The sequence below is a fragment of the Streptomyces sp. SGAir0957 genome (genome assembly GCF_043523415.1).
Genome location: NZ_CP027293.1, coordinates 982109 through 1000278 on the forward strand (window position 1 = coordinate 982109; position 18170 = coordinate 1000278).

Here is an 18170-nt window from a genome sequence, read left to right on the forward strand (position 1 = left end):
GTTCACACTCCCCTCTGCGAGGCCGGGGTCACCCGGGCCAGGACGAGGTTGACGATCAGGTTGAAGGTGACGACCAGGACGATCGACACGACGAGGACGCCTTGCACGGCGGGTACGTCCCCGGACTGGGCGGCGTCGTTGGCGAACCGCCCGAACCCTTGCAGGCCGAAGATCCACTCGGTGACGACGGAGGCGCCGACGAGCGCTGGGAACTTCAGGCCGAGCGTGGCCAGCGTCGGGCCGAGGCCGTTGCGCAGGACGTGGCCGAAGAAGATCCGGCGCGGACCGAGGCCCCGGACGACCGCTCCGGTCACGTAGTTCTCGCTGTACGCGGCGATGAGGCTGGTGCGCAACTGCCGGGCCACGTCCGCGATGACGTCGAAGCTGAGGGCGAGCGCGGGCAGGGTGATGTGGGCGAGCCACGGTCCGACGCCCTGGGCGGCGGGTACGTACCCGGCGGACGGGAACAGGTGGAGCCCCACCGCGAACACGGCGACCAGGACGATGCCGACGACGAACGCGGGCATCACCGAGATGACGGTGACGAAGCCGGTGACGGCCCGGTCGATCCAGGTGGTGCGGCGCAGCGCGGCGAGCGTGCCGAGGGCGAAGCCGACGACGACCCCGATCAGGAGGGCGAACGTCGCGATGGACAGGCTGACGCCGAGTCCGACGCCGATGAGGGTGGAGATGTCGGCGCCGTTGGTCCAGCTGGTGCCGAGGTCGCCGTGGAGGATGCCGTTGAACCAGTCCCCGTACTGGACGAGGAAGGGCCGGTCGAGCCCCCACTCGGCCTCGACGCGGGCGACGGCCTCCGGGGTCGCCTCCTCGCCCAGCTGGATGCGCGCCGGGCTGAGTCCGCTGAGCGAGCGCAGGGCGAACGTGACGAACGTGGCGACCAGGAAGACGGGCACGAAGAGGGCGACCGAGCGGCCGAGCGCGGCGAGGACGCGGCCCAGGGCGTGCCGGGTCCGGGAGCGCGCGGCCGTCACTTGGCGCCGCCGATGGTGACGCCGGTCCAGTCGATGTGGGCCGGGTTCGCGGGCAGCTTCGAGATCGTCTTGCTCTTGGCGATGAGGTTGGGCTGGGAGTAGGTGAAGACGAGCGCCTTGCTCTCGAGCCCGGCCCGGGTCGCCGCCTGCAAGGTCTCGGCGTAGTCGGCGGCGTCGAGCGGCGTCTTGCGGACCTTGGCGATGGCGGCCTCGAAGCCGTCGGGCTCGTAGGGCGAGGAGAGGTTGAGCGGGCCGTTCGGGCCGAAGTGGGCGGTGAGCGTCTGCGCGGCGGAGTCGCGCCCTGTCGTCGAGTACAGGGAGAAGGTGAGGTCCTTGGCGAAGAACGGCGTCGCCCAGTTCTTGTCTATCTTGATGTCGACGGTGATGCCGGCCTTCGCGAGCTGCGACTGGACGATCTCGGCCTGCGGGTCCTCGGCGGGGATGACCAGCTTCAGCTTGAGGTCGCCCGGCTTGTACCCCGCCTCGGCCAGGAGCTTCTTCGCCTTCGCCACGTCGTGCGGGTAGGCGTTCGCGGACCGCGGGTCATAGGCGACGTAGCCCTTGGGGAAGGGCTGGTCGGTGGTCTCGCCGTAGCCGAAGGTGAGCTTGTCGACGAACTCCTGGCGGTCGACCGCGTAGCGGACGGCGTCGACGACCTTGTCGTTGTCGAACGGCTTCTTGTTGATGTTCAGGCTGATGTTGGAGGCGTTGAAGCCGGGCTGCACGAAGACGTCGAGACCGGCCTTCTTCGCGGCGGACGCCTGACTCGGTTCGATGTCGGCGAAGTTGTAGACGCCGGTCTGGAGGCCGGAGATGACGGTGGCGGCGTCGGGCGCCGAGGTCAGTTCGACGGTGTCGATGTGGATGTGCTCGGCGTCCCAGTAGTCCGGGTTCTTCTTCAGGACCGCCTTGGTGCCGGGGACGATCTGGGTGACGGTGAACGGCCCGGCGCCGACCGGGTTCTGGTCCAGCTTCGCCGGGGACTTCGCCGCCTTGGGGCTGGCGATCTGCAGGACGCGCTGACCGAACAACTGCGGTATCTGGTAGTCGACTTGGTTGAGGTGGACCACCGCGTCCAACCCCTTGGCCTCCACCGACTCGATCGACGTGAGGTCGCCGAAGAGGGCGGAGTTCTTCTGTTTCTTGGCCCGCTCGATCGCGGCCTTCACGGCGGCGCCGTTCACCGGTTCGCCGTCGCTGAACCTCAGCCCCGCGCGCAGATGGAAGGTGATCTCGTCGCCCTTGGCGTTGTACTCCCAGCTCTTGGCGAGGTCGGGCACCGCGTCGCCCTTCTCGTCGGTGCGCGTCAACGAGGCGTACACGAGGGCGAGTTCGCGGAACTGGGCGCCACTGCCGCCGACGACGGGGTCCCAGTGGGTCGGGAAGTAGGAGGAGGTCCACTTCAGGGCGGAGCCCCCGCCCGCCGACGCGGCGTCGCCGCCGCAGGCGCTGAGCGCCGGTACGAGGAGGGCGGCCAGGCCGGTCACGAGACCTGCGGTACGCAGCCGGGCGGCGGGGCGGACAAGGCCGGCGGGGCGACGGGGCGTGCGGCGTCCGGACATGGTTCTCTTTCGTCGATGGCCCACGGAGGCGTGGGCGGGCGGCGGCACCCCGGGAACCGGCACGGACGCGGGCCGGCACGCACGGACATGCGGGCACGGCGGAACGGGGCGCGAGCGTCAGCGGGTCACGGGACGGACCGGGAAGCGGGACATCACTGCTGCGGAGTCAGCACTACCGCGGAGTGAGGGAGCGGCGGCGCGGCGGGAGTTGCGCACGGCCTGTGCGTCGCGCGGGCAGCGCGGAGACGAGGGACTCGGTCGGTCAGCGACAGAGAGCGCTGCACGTGCGCCGCAGGTCCACGTAGCGGCACACCACACCGGGGTGCGTCGTAAGCATGTGCCACATCCTGGGGCCGCTCATCGGCCCCTGTCAATGGACACCAAAAGGTGTCTCATTCGGCGGACGGACTTTCCTCGCTGGTCACGGCCGCGCCGGACGGGTCGCCCGCTGCTTGCGGGTAGGCGTGGATGCCGCCCACCCGCTCCTCCGGCCGCAACCAGAGCGGGCCGCCCGCCGTGTCGTGGCGCACCGCCCCGGGCGGCGGCCACGGCCCGGTCGCCAGCGCCTCGATCTCGGGCCCGGTCAGGGTCGCCCAGCGCCGCAGCGCCTCGGCCGCGGGCAGCCTCGGCGGGACCTCCGGCAGCAGGCCGGGGCACAACTCCTCGACGGCCGCCGCGTACTCCTCGTAGGGGCGCCAGCCGGGGACGACCCGATGGCCGTGCGGCGTTCGGAACAGCAACGTCGGCATGGCGTAACGGAGTTGGCCGTCATGCGTCTCCTTGGCCGCGCCCGGATGCGGCGAGTCGGAGTCGACCCGGAGCGCCTCGGGGAGCGGCCTACGCGCCTCGGCATGGTCGGCCCGCACCCGCTCGCGTACGGCGTCGGAGGTGGCGTCGGCGCGCAGCCGGTCCGGGTCGATACCGGGCAGCGTCTCCACGGCGAACAGGGCGCTGTCGAGGGAGGCGGGCGGGTGGCCGTGCAGGAACATGACCTCGCGCAGCCGTCGCAGCACCCGGTCGCCGACGTCGCTCCCCTGCTCCTCGGCCGCCTTGGCCACGCAGGACGCGTCCCACGAACTGTCGGGCACGTGGAACATGACGGCGGGGCGCGGCGCCCCCGTGTGGGCGCTGATCCGCTCCACGTAGCCGTTGTACCAGCGGACCTCCGCCTGCGGATCGGGCGGCTGGTCATCGTCGTCGTCGAACAGGATGCCGTGGACGCGGCGCCAGCGGGCCCGTCCGTCGAGGGCGGCCCGCAACCGGCGGAACGTGGGCTCCGAACCCCAGGCCCACGGGCAGAACGGGTCGGTGTACTCGACGACTTCGAGCTCCGGCGCGCCGGACGCGGACGTCACGCGGCGCTCCTGTCCGGCCGCGGCTCGACGGCGGCCCCGGCCGGGAGCAGCGAGGCGAGCGTGACCCCGGCCAGGACCGCCGACGCGTCGGCCTCGATACGGCGGTACACGTCGGGCAGACCGGCGGCGGCGCCCGGATAGTCCAGGCCGTCCAGCGGCGCGCCGCGCAGGGTGAGCAGGTCACCGTCGACGGCGCGCGCGACATCGAGGAGGGTGATCTCCCCGGCGCGGCGGCCGAGCCAGTAGCCGCCCTCGCAGCCGCGCTGGCTGCGCACGAGGCCCGCCTTGCGCAACTCGCCCACCACGGACTTCAGGAAACGGAACGGGACCCCTTGCGAGGAGGCGATGGCCTCACAGGTCAGCGGGTGTTCGGGGGCGCGGGCCAGCTCCAGGAGCGCGCGCGTGGCGTAGTCCGCCTTCGCGGAGATATGCATGCGCCCATCATGCCTGAACCATCGGCCGCGCCACGGCGCTTCGCCCTCCCCCGCTCCTTTGTTGCGGGAACATTGCCGCAGGTGAGAGCCAATGGACACCTCTTGACATCCTTTTCGCGGGCGCTCTAGCGTCCGGGCCATGAGCGATCCGCTGACCACCCCCGGCGAAGGTTTCCACCCCCACCTCCCTGACGCGCCGGACGCCTCGGCGGCCCCGCTGCGGAGCCGTCTGCACCACATCCGCGCCGACGCCCTGGACGGCGACACGGCGCAGACGGGCGGCATGCGCCGCTTCGCCGCCGTCAGCGGGCGGGCCGTCGGCTCGGAGAAGCTGTGGATGGGCCAGACCCACGTCGCCCCCTCGACGTCATCGTCCGACCACCACCACGGCGAGTCCGAGACCGCCATCTACGTCGTCAGCGGGCACCCCGAGTTCGTGTTCCTCGAGGACACCGGCGGGGGCGAGCGGGAGATCCGGCTGCGCACCTCGCCGGGCGACTACATCTTCGTACCGCCGTACGTGCCGCACCGCGAGGAGAACCCGGACCCCTCCGACGAGGCCGTCGTCGTCATCGCGCGCAGCACGCAGGAGGCGATCGTGGTGAACCTGCCGAAGCTGCACGCGCTGCCGCCCCAGGACCTCTGAGCACCACCCGGCCGCGCCCCCGGATTCACTCCTTCGGCCCCCGCGACGCCGTCCCCGGCGGGCGCGCGTCCCCCGTCCGGCCGACGCTCTCCTTACGACACGACCGAAATCGACGTAGGTGAGAGTGGTGGCGATGGCGATGCGCACACGGGCGTTGGCGTCGGAGTTCCTCGGGACTCTGCTTCTGGTCTTCTTCGCCGTGGGCTGCGCGGTCCTGGGGGTCGAGTTCATCGGCACCCTCGGTATCGCGCTCGCCTTCGGCTTCGTGCTGCTCGCCCTGGCCTACGCGCTCGGGCCGATCTCCGGGTGCCACGTCAATCCGGCGGTGACGCTCGGCATGTTGTGCGCCCGCCGCATCGACGTGGCCACGGCGATCGGCTACTGGATCGCGCAGTTCGTCGGCGGTATCGCCGGCGCGGCCCTGCTCTACCTTCTCGCCAAGCAGGTGCCCGGCTTCCAGCCCGACGGTGCCTTCGGCAGCAACGGCTACGGGGACCGGTCCGCCGTGCACATCAACACCGGCGGCGCCTTCCTCGCCGAGGTCGTCCTGACCTTCCTCCTCGTGTTCGTGGTGCTCGGGGTGACGCACCGGGTCGCGGTCGTCGGCTTCGACGGCCTTCCGATCGGCATCGCCCTCGCCGTCATCCACCTCATCGGCATCCCGCTGACCGGTACGTCGGTGAACCCGGCGCGCAGTCTCGGACCGGCCCTGTTCGCCGGCGGTTCCGCCCTGTCGCAGCTGTGGCTGTTCATCGTCGCGCCCCTGGTCGGCGGTCTCCTCGCGGCGCTCGTCCACCATGTGACGCATCCGGCGGGCGAGGACCGTCTGATCGCCGACGAGGTGGCGGCGGCCTGACGGTCCGTCACTCGATCAGTTCGGCCACCATCCCGGCGAACTCGTCGGGGGTGGCGAGGCGGACACCGAGGGACTCGGCCTTCGCGCGCTTGGAGCCCGCGCCCTCGCCCGCGACGACCAGGCTGGTGTTCTTGGAGACGCTGCCCGAGGACTTGCCGCCGGCCCGCTCGATCAGCTCGTTCATCTGGTTGCGGGAGAGGTCCGCGAGGGGGCCGGTCATCGCGCCGGTGACGACGACCTTCATCCCGGCCAGCGGTCCCGCGCCCTCCTCGGACTCCTCCCCGGGCGGCGGGGGCGGCGTGGCGCCCGGCTCCGTCATGGTGAGCCCGGCGGCCGTGAGCCGGTCGATCTGCCCGCTCAGCTCGGCGAGTTCGGCGACGATGACCGGCGCCTTCTCCGCGCCGATCCCCTCGACCCGCTGCATCGCCTCCGCGTCGGCGGCTCTGATGAGGTCCATCGTGGCGAAGTACCGGGCGATGCGGCGCGACATGGAGCGCCCCGTGCCGCGGATGCCGAGCGCGCACAGGACCCGCGAGAGCGGCTGCCGCTTGGCGGCCTCCAGGGCGGCCATCAGCTTGTCGGTGCTCGTCTCGCCCATGCGGTCCAGGGCGAGCAGCTGCTCCCGGGTCAGCCGGTCGAAGAGATCGGGCAGGCTCTCCACGAGCCCCGCCTCGACCAGTTGCACCACCCGGGTGTGGCCCAGTCCCTCGATGTCGAGCTGGTCGCGCCCGGCCGCGTAACTGATCGAGGCGACGAGATAGCAGTTGCGGCCGCGCTCGCACCGCCAGCGCTGCTCGCTGGTGTCGATGCCGGAGCCGCACTGCGGGCACTCGGCGGGGAAGGCGATCTCCTGCTCCTCGCCGGTGCGCAGATGGGCGACGGGGGCCTCGATGCGGGGGATGATGTCGCCCGCCTTGTAGACCATGACGTGATCGCCGAGGCGCAGGTCGCGGCGGGTGATGTCGGCCGGGTTGTGCAGGGTGGCGTAGGTGACGGTGGAGCCGTCGATCTCCACGGGCTCCAGGACCGCGCGCGGGGCGATGATGCCGGTCCGCCCCACGTTCCACTCCACGCCGACCAGCTTGGTGATCTTCTCGACGGCCGGGAGCTTGAAGGCGACGGCCCAGCGCGGCGCCCGTGTACCGGTGCCCGCCGCCTGCTGGTCGGCGGCGAGATCGGCCTTGACGACGATCCCGTCGATACCGAAGGGCAGCTCGGCGCGGAGCGCGGCGATCTCCTTCACCCGCGCGAGGACCTCCTCGACCGTGGCGACGACGACCCCCGCGACGCGCGTACTGGCGGGCGTGTTGATGCCGTACCCGGCCGCACGGTCCATGAGCGCGCCGTGCGCCGCCCCGGTCAGCTCCGCGGTGAGCGCCTCGCCCGTGCCGGGCAGCGGGAGCAGCCCGTAGCAGAAGAACGTCATCGGCACCTTGTACGCCCGGTCCTTGGCGCGCAGGGTGCCCGCCGCCGCGTTGCGCGGGTTCGCGAACGGGTCGCCGCCGTGCTCCGTGCGCGCCTCGTTGGCGTACTCGAACTGCGCGGTCGTCATCAGCACTTCGCCGCGCACCTCGACCGTGACCGGCTCGGGGAGTTCGGCGGGCAGGCCCTCGATGGTGCCGACGGCGTGCGAGACGTCCTCTCCCGCGGTGCCGTCGCCCCGGGTGATCAGGCGGGCGAGGCGGCCGTCCTCGTAGCGGGCGGCGATGGCGAGCCCGTCGAGCTTCGGCTGCACGTTCCACGACGCCACCTCGCGGCCGATGCGGCGCGTGAGCGAGGCGGTCCAGGCGGTGAACTCCTCGTCCGAGAACACATTGTCCAGGCTCAGCATGGGCACCGTGTGCGGCACGTCCCCCTCGACCGCGCCGCCCGCGACCTTCCCGGAGGGCGAATCGGGAAGCACCTGGTCCGGGTGCGCGTCCTCGTAGGCGGTGATCGCGCGCACGAGCCGGTCGTAGGCGTCGTCGTCGAGGCGCGAGGTGCCGCCCTCGTAGTACGCGGCGGCAGCCGTCGTGGCCTCCTCGACGGCCTGGGCGTAGGCGGCGGCGTCGGTGAACGCGGGCAGCGCGGAAGGAACGGCAGAAGTCGTCGTCATGCCCTCCATCCTGCCGCCCACCACTGACAATGCCGCTCGGACGCTACGGTGACGGACGCCCGCACATGATCACGACCCGGCACACGGTCACGCCCCGGCACACGACCACGACCCCGCACACGACCACGACCACGACCACGACAGGAACGGACGCCGCCCCGCCATGCACGAGATCACCGTCCAGCGCGATGTCCCCTACACCGGCGCCGACGACGGCCCCCCTCAGCGCCTCGACGTCTACGCGCCCGCCGCCGACGGGCCCGTCCCGGTGGTGCTGCTGTGGCACGGGCTCGGACCGGACGAGAAGGACGTGATGGGCGCGCTCGCGGAGCGGATCGCCCGGGAGGGGCTGCTCGTGCTCGTGCCCGACTGGCGCCCCGACGCGCCGGACGGCGGCCGCTCCCACCTTCTCGCGTCCCTCGCCCACGCGCGTGAGCACGCCGCCGCCCTGGGCGGCGACCCGGAACGTCTCCTCCTGGCCGGCTGGTCGGCCGGGGCCGGGGCGGCCGTCAGCGTCGCCCTGCACCCCGAGGCGGTGGCGGGGTGGCGGCCCGCGGCCGTGGTCGCCGTGGCGGGCCGCTACGACGTGCCCGCCCGCACCACGGGCCGCCCGCCCCTCGACAGCCTCACCGGGACGGCCGCGCCCGACGGGCCCGCCGTCCCCGTGCGGCTCGTGCACGGCGACGCCGACGAGCAGGTCCCGGCCGAGCGCTCACGGGAGCTGCTGCGAGCCCTCCGGGAACGGCGCCGGGACGCCGCTCTCACGGTGCTGCCGGACACCGACCACGCGGGCGTCGTCATGGCCGCCTACGACCCGGCGCTCGGGAAGTGCCGCCCCTCCTCCTCCCCCGAGGCCACCCGCGCGGGGCATCGGGTGGCCGCCCTCTGCGCGAATACTTTCCGGAGTTCGGACCGGTGGGTGTGACAGCGGGCGAACGGGGGTAGGACGGAGCAGGGCGCGATCCGATCTTGGAGAGCGGCCACATCATTCCAGCTCGCCCGGGTTCGGGCGTGAGAAGAAGGACAGCAGTATGGCCAGCGGCACCGTGAAGTGGTTCAACTCCGAAAAGGGCTTCGGCTTCATCGAGCAGAGCGGGGGCGGCCCCGACGTGTTCGCCCACTACAGCAACATCGCCGGCAACGGCTACCGCGAGCTCGTCGAGGGTGAGACCGTCACCTTCGACATCACGCAGGGCCAGAAGGGCCCGCAGGCGGAGAACATCGTCCGCGGCTGAGCCATCACGGCGTGACGCACCCGGCGGGGCGGTGAAGACTTCGGTCGTCACCGCCCCGCCGGTCGTTCCTCACCGCCCCGGCCGTCCCCTCACACCGCGAGGACGCGGATCGAGGGGTGCTGGACGGTGTTCAGATAGAGCTTCTCGCGGGTGTTCTCCTGCTCCAGCTCCAGGACCAGGCGGTAGCGGTACATGCCGGGCCTGGCGGTGCTCAGGATGGTGCCGGCCCAGTAGTAGTACACCGGGGTGAACTTGTCGCGCATACGGTCCGGTGCTCCGTAGATCTTCAGCTCGGTGAATATCTTGCGCTCGGCCACGTCCTCCTCGTCCCCGGACTCCGTGTCGAGGAAGACGATGCTGTTGATCTTCGGCATGGGCGGCCAGGTGTTGTCGAGCCGCTTCTCCATGTCGACGGGGCGGATGATCCAGTTCAGGACCTGCCCCTGCTTGCAGACCGTCTGCAGATGATGGGTGCCCTGGCCGTCGCCGCCGATGCTGTTGTCCACCATCCACATGGAGTCCTCGAGCGAACCGGTCGCCGCCGCCCGTTCCATGTCGATCAGGGTGACGATGTTGAGCTGGACCGAGTTCAGCTGGCCCGGGTTCTGCTTCTGTTCGAGATTGCCGCTGGTGCGCGGGGCTGTGCTCGTACTCATGGCTCCTCCTGGGCTAGCCGACGAGGCTCGGGGACAGCGGGGTGGTGAGCGCCTCGTCCCGGGAACCGACCTTGAACTTGACCTGGTACGGGACCGCGCCCGTGGTGTTCTTCTTCACCGTCCCGATCCAGTACGCGACGTCGGTGCCCGGGTAGACCCTGCGCTCGGGCTCGATCAGCTCGGGGTCGACGATGATGCCGTCGATGGCGAGGTACGCCTCGCACTCCAGGGCGAGCACGCCCCACAGGAGCTGGTCTCCGGCGCGGACGCGGGTGCGCAGCTCCTCGGTGCCGAACCCGGTGGAGCCACCGGCCTTGTTGGTGTCGTAGAAGTACAGGTTGCCGTGGAGGGAACCGGTGGCGAGGGCGCCCACGGCGTCCACCACCGCGGTGATGGAGATGGGGCGCTTGCCGACGCTGGTCTCCAGCCTCTTTTTGGTGGTCATCTGCCGCTCCTTCGCTAGGCGGTGGTGTCCTGCGGACCGGAGCCCGGCGTGAACGCGGACCCCCGGCCGGACGGCGGGATGGGCAGCAGGCCGAGGCCCGCCCCCGTGAAGCCGTTGACCTTGGGCTGGGTGGTGACCTTGAGCTTGGACTCGCAGACCATGTTCACCGGCTCCCAGAGCGTCTCGCCGCCCCGCTGCACCAGCTTGTGGAGCTGGATGCGCATCGAGTAGGCGTACGTGCCGGGCCGGGAGGAGTCGACGGTGGCGGACCAGTACCAGCCGTCGGTGACCAGGTCGGGAGAGCCGTACTCGGCCGGATACATGATCTTCTCGTCGACGGCCTGGCCGTAGATGTCGGTGATCACCGGACCGGGGTAGCTGTAGGCGCCCGCGGTGGCGTCGGAGACGACCTCACCGGTGACGTCGAGGACCTTCTGGCCCGAGAGGCGGCCCCTGGTGCGCCGGGTCGTCTTGACCCGGGTGCCCACGGTCTGCCGGATCTTGCGCAGGTCGGCCGCCGGGTCCGCGCTGAGCGCGCCGGGCTTGGCCGTGAGGTCGTCCAGTTCCGCGAGCGCCTCGCTGTCGCTCTGCCGGGCGCGGTCGGCCTCGTAGCCGCGCGGCACCGTCGGCGGGATGGACCCCAGGCTGTAGGGCAGCCAGTTGAGCACCTGCTCGGTGGCCTGGGAGCCGTCGCGCCAGTAGGCGCCGTGGATGGCGGTGACGAGATCGCCGGTGCCCTGTCCTTCCGAGCCGTGCAGCTTCATGTTGTCGAAGAGATATGTGTTGCCCTGCAAGGTGTTGGTCTCCAGGGCATTTCCGATGTCCACGAGCACGATGATCGCCAGCTGTTGAGCCATGCTTCACCTCGTCGTTCTGGTTGGTCGCCGGTGGGCCGGTCCCCCGTGAGCCGCTCGCCCCCGCTCACACCCCCATGAGGGCCGGTGAGTCGACGTGGAGCACGCTGTGCGCGCCTTCGTACATCTGCAGTTCCAGGCGGTACTTGTGGGGCGTGCCCGGCGACAGGGACGGCGGGACCATGCCCGCCCAGTGCGCCAGGTCGAGCGTGTCGCCGTCGCTCTCGGACATGCGCTCGCCCGGCACCGCCTCGTCGCCGTTCTGCCCGAGGAAGGTGATGCTCTTGATCTCGACCGGCGTCTGCAGGTCGACGGCGAGGACGGTCCACTGCACGACCTGGCCGGGGCGGACGGCGGTGCACAGGTACGGCGTGCCCTGGCCGGTGCTGTCGTGGTCGCTGTTGTCCATCATGCAGAGCTTGCCGTTGAGCAGGGTCCCTCCGGAGAGGGCGCCGATGACGTCGACCACGGCGATGATGTTGACCTGCGGTTTGTATGCCACTCGTTCCTCCTGCGGGGTGTCTGGGGTGCGGGAACGGACTCTCGGGTGACGGCCTCTCAGGCGTGGTCGCGGACCAGCGGCACCTTGCCGACCGCCGTGCGCTCGATGTCGGGCGAGTGGCGGGGCACGAACCTGACCTTGAGCCGGTAGCCGGTCTTCGCGATGGAGGCCGGGTTGGCCTCGCCGTCGTTGAACAGCGACAGGGAGCGCGGCAGTGCGGTGACGAGCACCTTGTGCAGCCCCTCCGCGCCGAGCAGGGAGTCGACGCGGTAGGTCAGGCCGAGTACGTCGTCGACGGCCGCGTACAGGGTGAGGGTGCGCTTCTCGCGGTGGTTGGCGAACTGGATCTCGTGGGCCGACTGGTCCAGGTCGACGACGCCGGCCTCCTTCAGCTCGTCGCGCAGCGCGCCGTAGGCGCGGACCGCGGAGTACTGGCTGTCGTTGAGGTGCAGGATGTCCCCGGTCCGGCCGGCGAACTCGAACTGCGGCGCCCTGGGCCCGGCCGGCCCGTCCAGGCGCGGCCTGCGGATCATGCGGTCGCCGAGCTTGAGCCGCAGCAGGGGCGCCTCGTGGGCGTGCAGCCGGGTGACGACCAGTTCGCCCTCCTCGCCCTCGGGCACCCAGTACCCGGCCTCGTCGACGATCTCGATGAAGTGCAGGCCCGGTACGGCGGTCAGGGCGGGGCTCTCCTCGTCCAGCTGGAGTCCGATGGTCTCGGCCTGGGTGGCGGCGAAGTAGCTGAGGATCGCCAGGTTCGGGTAGAGCGCCTTGAGTTCGGCCCGGTTGCGCTGGGCGAGGACGCCGCTGCCGTACAGCGCGACGCGGAAGCTCTCCCTGGCCTGCCGGCTCATGCCCGCGCCCAGCTCGGCGAGGATGGCGATGCCCGCCGAGATGCCCATGAGCGCCTTCGGGCCGCGGTAGGAGAAGAGGTGCTCGAGGACGGGGGCGGTGACGGGCCCCGCGCCGATGTAGTTGACGCCCGGCACGCTCTGCAGCACCCCGCCGACCATGGTGCCGCTGCTCCACATCTGGTAGTCGGCGAGCGTGGTGAGGAGCCACTTGGGGTCGCCGCCCGCGAGGTGTCCCGCGAGCTGGTAGGCGCCCAGGAAGCGGCCGGCGATCTCGTAGGTGTCGCGCAGCTCGCGCAGCGAGTAGACGACCTCCAGCGGTTTGCCGGTGGTGGTGCCGCCGCTGGCGACGACCTCGAACCCGCCGCCGCCGTGCGGGACGACGAGCCCTTCCCTGCCGCCCATGAAGAAGTCGCGCTGGGTCTCCTTGTCGGAGAGGGGGATGTGCTGCCACTCCTTGTAGTCCTCGGGCGGCCTGATCACCCCGGCGGCGTCCAGGCGGGCGCGCCAGAGCGGGTTGAGCCGGATCGTGTGGATCATCTGCTGCAGCCGGCGCAGCACGAGGGCGTCCTGGATCTGGTGGGAGATCTCGCTGTACGGCAGCCCGCAGAGCCGTTCGCATTCGCGCATCTTCTCGGCGAAGGGCGGAAGAAGCGTCACCGCTTCGGGGCTCTGTGGCGCCAGTTCCGCGTCCGGGATGAGCCAGTCGACCATGGCTTGGACGTCGGCGGGGGGCGTCGTGGCCGTATACAAATCCGTCACTGTGCCTTTCCTGCCTTTCGTATCTCGTCGAGCAACATATGGAAGTGCCCGGTGGTTATCTGATGGTTCATCATGACCACGCGGAGGGCGGCCACCCCGTCCACGTCGACTTTCGAGATGAAGAATTGCCCGCGGTGTTTGATCCGATCCCTTATCTGTACCTGGAAATCGGACACCTCGTCCTCGCCGATCCATTCCGGCCGGTAACGGAAGCAGATGATATTCGCCTCGGGCCGGTGCACGGTCTCGAAGTCCGGCTCTTCCTCCAGGATGGCGTGAACGTACCTCGTCAACCGGCAGAGATATTCGATCTTCTCGGCGAAGAGGGCGGGGCCGTACATCGCCCAGAGCACCCACAGGCCCATGATCATGGGGCGCTTCGTGCATTCGAAGTTCTTGTCGCCGTTGTCGAGTTCGGTGTACACGGACGGCTGGGCGTCGAATACGTAGCTCGCGGTCTGCCGGAATGCGTCGCGGCTGCGTTCCCGGTCCCGGTAGAAAAGCAGCGTGCACGGCGCGGGCACGAACATCATCTTGTGCGCGTCCCAGGCGAGGGAGTCGGCCTGTTCGATGCCGCGCAGTTTGTGGCGCAGGGTGTCCGAGACGAGCAGGCTCGCGCCGTGGGCGCCGTCCACGTGGAGCCACAGATCGCGTTCCCGGGCGACGGCGGCCAGTTCGTCGAGCGGGTCGAAGGCGCCGACCGGCGTCGTGCCCGCGGACGCGACCAGGCAGAACACGTGCAGGCCCTGCCGGGCGGCCTCGTCGAGGGCGGGGCGGACCCGGGCGACGTCGATGCGGCGCTCGGCGTCCAGCGGGAGCCGCACGACGCGGTCCTCGCCGATGCCGAGGATGCCGGCGGCCCGCGCGACGCTGTAGTGCACGTCGGCGCCGACCGCGACGGCGGGCCGCGCCGAATCCCCGAGCGCTGAGCTGCCCCGCCCCCAGATCCCGGGAAAAGCCCTGTTCCGGGCGGTGAGCAGGGCGGTCAGGTTGGCGAGGGAACCGCCGGAGGTGGTCAGCATGGCGAAGGTGCCGGGCGGATAGCCGATGAACTTGTTCAGCTCGTCGGCCATGATCCGCTCGACGACGTTGGGCAGCTGGGCCGCCTCGTAGAAGGACGAGGGCTGGTTCACGACGGAGCCGACGAAGTCGATCACCCCGGAGAGCGGGACGACGCCGGAGAACTGGCGGCCCATGTAGCCCGGCGAGTGCACCTGGATGCCGGTCCTGAGGTAGAGGTCGACGATCTCCGCGAGCCGTGCCTCGTCGAACGCGGCGGGCCGCTCGCGCTCCTTGGTCATCAGCGCCCTCGCCGCCCGGGTCAGCTGGGCGGGTTCGACGAGTTCGAGGCCGCGGATGGAGAGATCGGCCAGATGCTTCTCCAGTTTGGCGAGAACGGATTCGGCATTTTCCCGGAACAGTTGTACGTCGAATGCCTCGATCAACAATCCACTGTGCAACGATTCCGCCACAGGGGCCTCCCTCGCACATTCCCTACCGTCCGCCTGATGGTTCAGAGCGCAACGAAACCAGTCGACCTAGGAGCAGTGAGCGGCACCACCGTAGATCCCCGCGACACGGAAATATACAATTCGCCTTCTACTATCTTGATTTGGCCCGATCACCTCGCAGAACCGATGAGTAGTTCTGTCATGAACGCGTCCGCATCAGGTGCCGTATTCAGGCAAGGCGAATTACGGATTCCGCCGCATATGACAGCGGAACCCGCAGGCGGCCGTACCGCAGTGGAGCGCAAGCCGGACTCGGCAAGAGGACGTTTCCTGCCAACGGGGCGCCGGACGGGCGGTCGGCGCGGGACGCGCCGCGCGATCACGCTTCACAGATTCCTGCACGCTTTTCCGGCCATGAACAATGGCCCGTCGGACAACTTTTCGAAATTCAAGCGCTTGCATAAGGAAGGGCCCCGGCGAAGTTCGCCGGGGCCCGCGCGCTGATGAGAAGTCAGCCCATGACCTAAACGTGTCCCGCATCTGTCGCAGCCGCAAAGTCCGGACGGCCGAGCGGTGTCTTCGTACGGACCGCGCCGACCCATTCGGCGGTCGAGGCGACGAACGCGAAGAACGACTGAAGGACCACGAGCACGGTGTGGTGGATCTGCGCGGCCGACAGCGTGCCCGTCCGGTTGGACAGCGGCAGGGTGCCGGTGGCGTCCGCGAGCACCTCGACCTGGTAGCCGCGGTGCACGGCGTCACGGGTGGTCGACTCGTCGCAGGTCTGCGTCATGTAGCCGACGATGGTGAGCGTGTCGACGCCCTCGCGCCGCAGCCACGCGTCGAGGTCGGTGCCGGCGAAGGACGACGGCAGCGTCTTCTCCACGAGGTGGTCGTGCGGCCGGGACGCCACCACGTCGTGCAGGGCGAACCCGTGCGAGCCACGCGCGAACATCGGCGAACCCGCCGGGGCCGCGTGCTGCACGACCACGACGGGGACGCCCTCCGCGGCGGCGGTGTCCATGGCCACGGCGATGTTGCCGAGGCTCTCCTGGAGCGCGGGGAAGGCGATCGGCATGCCGCCCGTCACGTACTCGTTCTGGACGTCGATGACCAACAGGGCACGTTTCATGGTGCCGGTTCCTTTCTGTCCTTCGGTGCTGGTGGTTGATCTCATCGGGGCGCCCCCGTCGCCCGCACGAACGCCTCGAACAGCGCCTGCTGCGCCGGGTCGTGCACGGCGGTGTGCTCCGGGTGCCACTGCACACCGGCGAACCAGGCGCGGCGGTGCGGGAGTTCGAGCGCCTCGCGGGTGCCGTCGGCCGCCTGCGCGCTGACCTTGAGGCCCGCGCCCACCCGGTCCACCCGGCGGTGGTGCAGGCAGGAGGCGGTCACCACCTGGGCCCCCATGCTCAGTTCGAGGAGCGTCGCGGGTTCGACGGAGATCTGGTGGACGAGGTTGTGGTGCTCGCGGCGCCAGCCCGCGAGGTGCTCCTGCAACGTACCGCCGAGCGCCACGTTGACGGCCTGGAGACCGCGGCAGATGGCCAGAAGTGGCAGTTCGGTGCGGAGCACGTGGTGGGCCAGGGCCAGGTCGAATCCGTCCTGCTCGGCGTCGGCGTCGTAGGTGGTGCCATGCGTCCTGGCGTCCCCGTAGCGGCCCGCCGCCAGTTCGCCGCCGCCCGGCAGCAGGACACCGTCGAAGCGCGTCAAACGGTCGGCGACGAGCGCGGGGTCGCAGCTGCCGTTCGGGGCGTGCGGATGGAGCGTCACGGGCTCGCCGCCCGCCCGCCAGACGGCTTCGACCAGTGCGCGCCCGACGACCTCGGCGGCGTACCGCAGCGCGGACGTGGAGACGGCGAAGCGGGCGGGGATGGCGATGAGGGGACGGGCAGGGGGGACGGGACGGGTCACGGGCATTCCTCGGGGAGTTCGGTGCAGGGGGTGTCAGGTCACGGGCGGTCCTCCGGGTGGGCGGAGCGCGCGGGCCCGGGCGGGCCCGGGCGCAGGAGGTGGGCGGCGGCGCCCAGGAGCCAGACCGCGGGGACGGCCAGGGCGAGCCAGGTGGCGGTGGTGCGGTCGCCGCCGATGAGGGTGGTGAGGTTGGCCAGGACGAGCCAGATCGCCCCGGCGATGCCGAGGGCCCCGAGGGCGGGCGCGACGGCGGTGTGCCACGGGCGCCGGTCCAGGCGGGCGCGGCGGAAGAAGACGACGACGGAGACGGACGTCAGGAAGTACAGGAGCATGATCGCGAGGACGGCGACGCCGCTGAACCAGGAGAACAGCGTCACGACCGGGTCCTTGTGCGCCAGGGCGAAGGGGACGACGAGGAGCACCGCGACGGCCGTCTGGACGACGCCCGCGACCCAGGGCGCGCCGCGCCGGTTGAGGCCGCTCAGCGCGTGCGGGAGGCGGCGCTCGCGGCCCAGGGCGAACAGGTAGCGGTTGGCGGAGTTGTGGAAGGCGAGGATGCCGGCGAAGAGGGAGGTGGCGAGCAGGACGGGCAGCAGGTCGCCCGCCCAGGAGCCGAAGAGGTCCTCGATGGGCTTGAAGACGAACGCCGACGCGTCACCGCTCTCCAGGGCGCCGGCCGCGGCTCCGGCGGCGTGCGAGGCGCCGTGGGCGGAGATCACCATCCAGGAGGTGAGGGCGAAGAATCCGGTGATCAGCGTGATGGAGAGATAGGTGGCGCGGGGCACGGTCCGGGCCGGTTCGCGGGCCTCCTCGCCGTAGATTGCGGTGGCCTCGAAGCCGAACATGGAGGCGACGGCGAACATCATGGCCACCCCGGGCGCGCCGTCGAGTGCGGCGGACGGCGAGAAGCTCTCGGTGATGCCGAGCCCTTCGGGGCCGCCGCCCCGCACCAGGGTGACGAGGGCGAACGCCAGCAGGATGCTGGTCTCGGCGACCACGAACACGGCGAGGACGCGCGCGCCCATGTCGATCCCCGCGACCCCGAGCAGCTGCACCACCGCCATGGTGAGCAGGGCCCACACCCACCACGGCCGGTCCAGGCCGGTGTGCGTGTCGAGGAGGTGGGAGACGGTCGCTCCGTACAGCCCGTACATCGCCGCCTGGATCGTGCAGTACGCGAAGAGCGCGACGGCGGCACTGCCCGTGCCCGCGGCCCGGCCGAGCCCGGTGCCGATGTACGTGTAGAACGCGCCGGGGTCGACCACGTAGCGGCTCATCGCGACGAAGCCGACGGAGAAGAGCAGGACGACGGCGCCCGCGGCGACGTAGGCGGCCGGGACGCCCGGCCCGTTGCCGAGCGCGACGGAGAGCGGGACGGCGCCCGCGATGCCGGTCAGCGGGGCCTGCGCGGACAGGACGAGGAAGAGGACGCCGACGACACCGAGGGCGTCGCGCCGCAGACGGCGCTCGGTGACGGGGCGTTGCGGGGTCTGGGCCGACATCCCGGCTCCTCGGTGGTCGGTGGGGCACCGGACACGACCGGAAGTTCGTTTGGTGCCAAAC

General features: G+C 70.8%; 18 protein-coding genes. 4 read left to right on the top strand and 14 right to left on the bottom strand.

Annotated elements, in window-relative coordinates; translation table 11 throughout:
- Window positions 1-2 precede the first annotated feature (2 nt).
- The 4 genes from C1N81_RS09695 to C1N81_RS09710 all read right to left on the bottom strand — a co-directional run bounded on the left by C1N81_RS09695 (window position 3) and on the right by C1N81_RS09710 (window position 4343).
- Window positions 3-992 (bottom strand): ABC transporter permease, encoded by a 990-nt coding sequence (locus C1N81_RS09695; protein WP_394428348.1) that lies wholly within the window; start codon window positions 990-992, stop codon window positions 3-5.
- Entirely contained in the window at window positions 989-2554 is a 1566-nt protein-coding gene (locus C1N81_RS09700) for an ABC transporter substrate-binding protein (RefSeq protein ID WP_394428349.1), read from the bottom strand. Before C1N81_RS09700 ends, C1N81_RS09695 begins: the two co-directional genes overlap by 4 nt.
- 392 nt (window positions 2555-2946) lie before the next feature.
- Entirely contained in the window at window positions 2947-3909 is a 963-nt protein-coding gene (locus C1N81_RS09705; RefSeq protein WP_394428350.1) for a DsbA family oxidoreductase, read from the bottom strand.
- Complete coding sequence (locus C1N81_RS09710) at window positions 3906-4343, bottom strand: RrF2 family transcriptional regulator (protein WP_394428351.1); 438 nt, start codon at window positions 4341-4343, stop codon at window positions 3906-3908. Before C1N81_RS09710 ends, C1N81_RS09705 begins: the two co-directional genes overlap by 4 nt.
- A 139-nt stretch (window positions 4344-4482) precedes the next feature.
- Here C1N81_RS09710 and C1N81_RS09715 point away from each other — a divergent pair, with 139 nt between their 5' ends.
- Window positions 4483-4989: a cupin domain-containing protein gene (locus tag C1N81_RS09715; protein ID WP_394428352.1), complete on the top strand. Its 507-nt coding sequence runs from the start codon at window positions 4483-4485 to the stop codon at window positions 4987-4989.
- 139 nt (window positions 4990-5128) lie between these two features.
- A complete protein-coding gene (locus C1N81_RS09720) occupies window positions 5129-5845 on the top strand; it encodes an MIP family channel protein (protein ID WP_394437835.1) in 717 nt (238 codons plus the stop codon).
- A gap of 7 nt (window positions 5846-5852) precedes the next feature.
- Here the strand turns inward: C1N81_RS09720 and ligA are convergent, their stop codons facing one another.
- On the bottom strand, window positions 5853-7949 hold the full coding sequence (gene ligA, locus C1N81_RS09725; protein ID WP_394428353.1) for an NAD-dependent DNA ligase LigA: 2097 nt from the start codon (window positions 7947-7949) through the stop codon (window positions 5853-5855).
- A gap of 154 nt (window positions 7950-8103) precedes the next feature.
- Here ligA and C1N81_RS09730 point away from each other — a divergent pair, with 154 nt between their 5' ends.
- Window positions 8104-8865: a prolyl oligopeptidase family serine peptidase gene (locus tag C1N81_RS09730; protein ID WP_394428354.1), complete on the top strand. Its 762-nt coding sequence runs from the start codon at window positions 8104-8106 to the stop codon at window positions 8863-8865.
- A 106-nt stretch (window positions 8866-8971) separates the two neighbouring features.
- Window positions 8972-9175 (top strand): cold-shock protein, encoded by a 204-nt coding sequence (locus tag C1N81_RS09735; protein ID WP_324768226.1) that lies wholly within the window; start codon window positions 8972-8974, stop codon window positions 9173-9175.
- 89 nt (window positions 9176-9264) lie between these two features.
- Here C1N81_RS09735 and C1N81_RS09740 read toward each other — a convergent pair whose 3' ends face one another.
- The 9 genes from C1N81_RS09740 to C1N81_RS09780 form a co-directional block, all read right to left on the bottom strand.
- Entirely contained in the window at window positions 9265-9831 is a 567-nt protein-coding gene (locus tag C1N81_RS09740) for a hypothetical protein (RefSeq protein WP_394428355.1), read from the bottom strand.
- A 13-nt stretch (window positions 9832-9844) separates the two neighbouring features.
- Entirely contained in the window at window positions 9845-10276 is a 432-nt protein-coding gene (locus tag C1N81_RS09745; protein ID WP_394428356.1) for a hypothetical protein, read from the bottom strand.
- 14 nt (window positions 10277-10290) lie between these two features.
- Entirely contained in the window at window positions 10291-11133 is an 843-nt protein-coding gene (locus C1N81_RS09750; protein WP_394428357.1) for a hypothetical protein, read from the bottom strand.
- A 64-nt stretch (window positions 11134-11197) separates the two neighbouring features.
- Complete coding sequence (locus C1N81_RS09755; RefSeq protein WP_394428358.1) at window positions 11198-11632, bottom strand: hypothetical protein; 435 nt, start codon at window positions 11630-11632, stop codon at window positions 11198-11200.
- A 56-nt stretch (window positions 11633-11688) separates the two neighbouring features.
- The gene (locus C1N81_RS09760) at window positions 11689-13242 is read right to left on the bottom strand and encodes a phenylacetate--CoA ligase family protein (protein ID WP_394428359.1); all 1554 of its coding nucleotides are present in this window, start codon (window positions 13240-13242) and stop codon (window positions 11689-11691) included.
- Window positions 13239-14687, bottom strand: a complete 1449-nt coding sequence (locus C1N81_RS09765) for a pyridoxal phosphate-dependent decarboxylase family protein (RefSeq protein WP_394428360.1) — start codon at window positions 14685-14687, stop codon at window positions 13239-13241. Before C1N81_RS09765 ends, C1N81_RS09760 begins: the two co-directional genes overlap by 4 nt.
- A 529-nt stretch (window positions 14688-15216) precedes the next feature.
- Window positions 15217-15825, bottom strand: coding sequence for a cysteine hydrolase family protein (locus tag C1N81_RS09770; protein WP_394428361.1), 609 nt, complete (start codon window positions 15823-15825; stop codon window positions 15217-15219).
- Window positions 15826-15866: 41 nt separating this feature from the next.
- Window positions 15867-16607, bottom strand: coding sequence for a gamma-glutamyl-gamma-aminobutyrate hydrolase family protein (locus tag C1N81_RS09775; RefSeq protein WP_394428362.1), 741 nt, complete (start codon window positions 16605-16607; stop codon window positions 15867-15869).
- A gap of 38 nt (window positions 16608-16645) precedes the next feature.
- A complete protein-coding gene (locus C1N81_RS09780) occupies window positions 16646-18109 on the bottom strand; it encodes an APC family permease (protein ID WP_394428363.1) in 1464 nt (487 codons plus the stop codon).
- Window positions 18110-18170 lie beyond the last annotated feature (61 nt).

What these genes read in the sequence shown, in the direction of transcription:
- C1N81_RS09710 (WP_394428351.1), bottom strand. Translation starts at nt 4,343, where the DNA reads ATGCATATCTCCGCGAAGGCGGACTACGCCACGCGCGCGCTCCTGGAG.
- C1N81_RS09715 (WP_394428352.1), top strand. Translation starts at nt 4,483, where the DNA reads ATGAGCGATCCGCTGACCACCCCCGGCGAAGGTTTCCACCCCCACCTC.
- C1N81_RS09730 (WP_394428354.1), top strand. Translation starts at nt 8,104, where the DNA reads ATGCACGAGATCACCGTCCAGCGCGATGTCCCCTACACCGGCGCCGAC.
- C1N81_RS09720 (WP_394437835.1), top strand. Translation starts at nt 5,129, where the DNA reads ATGCGCACACGGGCGTTGGCGTCGGAGTTCCTCGGGACTCTGCTTCTG.
- C1N81_RS09750 (WP_394428357.1), bottom strand. Translation starts at nt 11,133, where the DNA reads ATGGCTCAACAGCTGGCGATCATCGTGCTCGTGGACATCGGAAATGCC.
- C1N81_RS09740 (WP_394428355.1), bottom strand. Translation starts at nt 9,831, where the DNA reads ATGAGTACGAGCACAGCCCCGCGCACCAGCGGCAATCTCGAACAGAAG.
- C1N81_RS09770 (WP_394428361.1), bottom strand. Translation starts at nt 15,825, where the DNA reads ATGAAACGTGCCCTGTTGGTCATCGACGTCCAGAACGAGTACGTGACG.
- C1N81_RS09780 (WP_394428363.1), bottom strand. Translation starts at nt 18,109, where the DNA reads ATGTCGGCCCAGACCCCGCAACGCCCCGTCACCGAGCGCCGTCTGCGG.
- C1N81_RS09735 (WP_324768226.1), top strand. Translation starts at nt 8,972, where the DNA reads ATGGCCAGCGGCACCGTGAAGTGGTTCAACTCCGAAAAGGGCTTCGGC.
- C1N81_RS09700 (WP_394428349.1), bottom strand. Translation starts at nt 2,554, where the DNA reads ATGTCCGGACGCCGCACGCCCCGTCGCCCCGCCGGCCTTGTCCGCCCC.
- C1N81_RS09745 (WP_394428356.1), bottom strand. Translation starts at nt 10,276, where the DNA reads ATGACCACCAAAAAGAGGCTGGAGACCAGCGTCGGCAAGCGCCCCATC.
- ligA (WP_394428353.1), bottom strand. Translation starts at nt 7,949, where the DNA reads ATGGAGGGCATGACGACGACTTCTGCCGTTCCTTCCGCGCTGCCCGCG.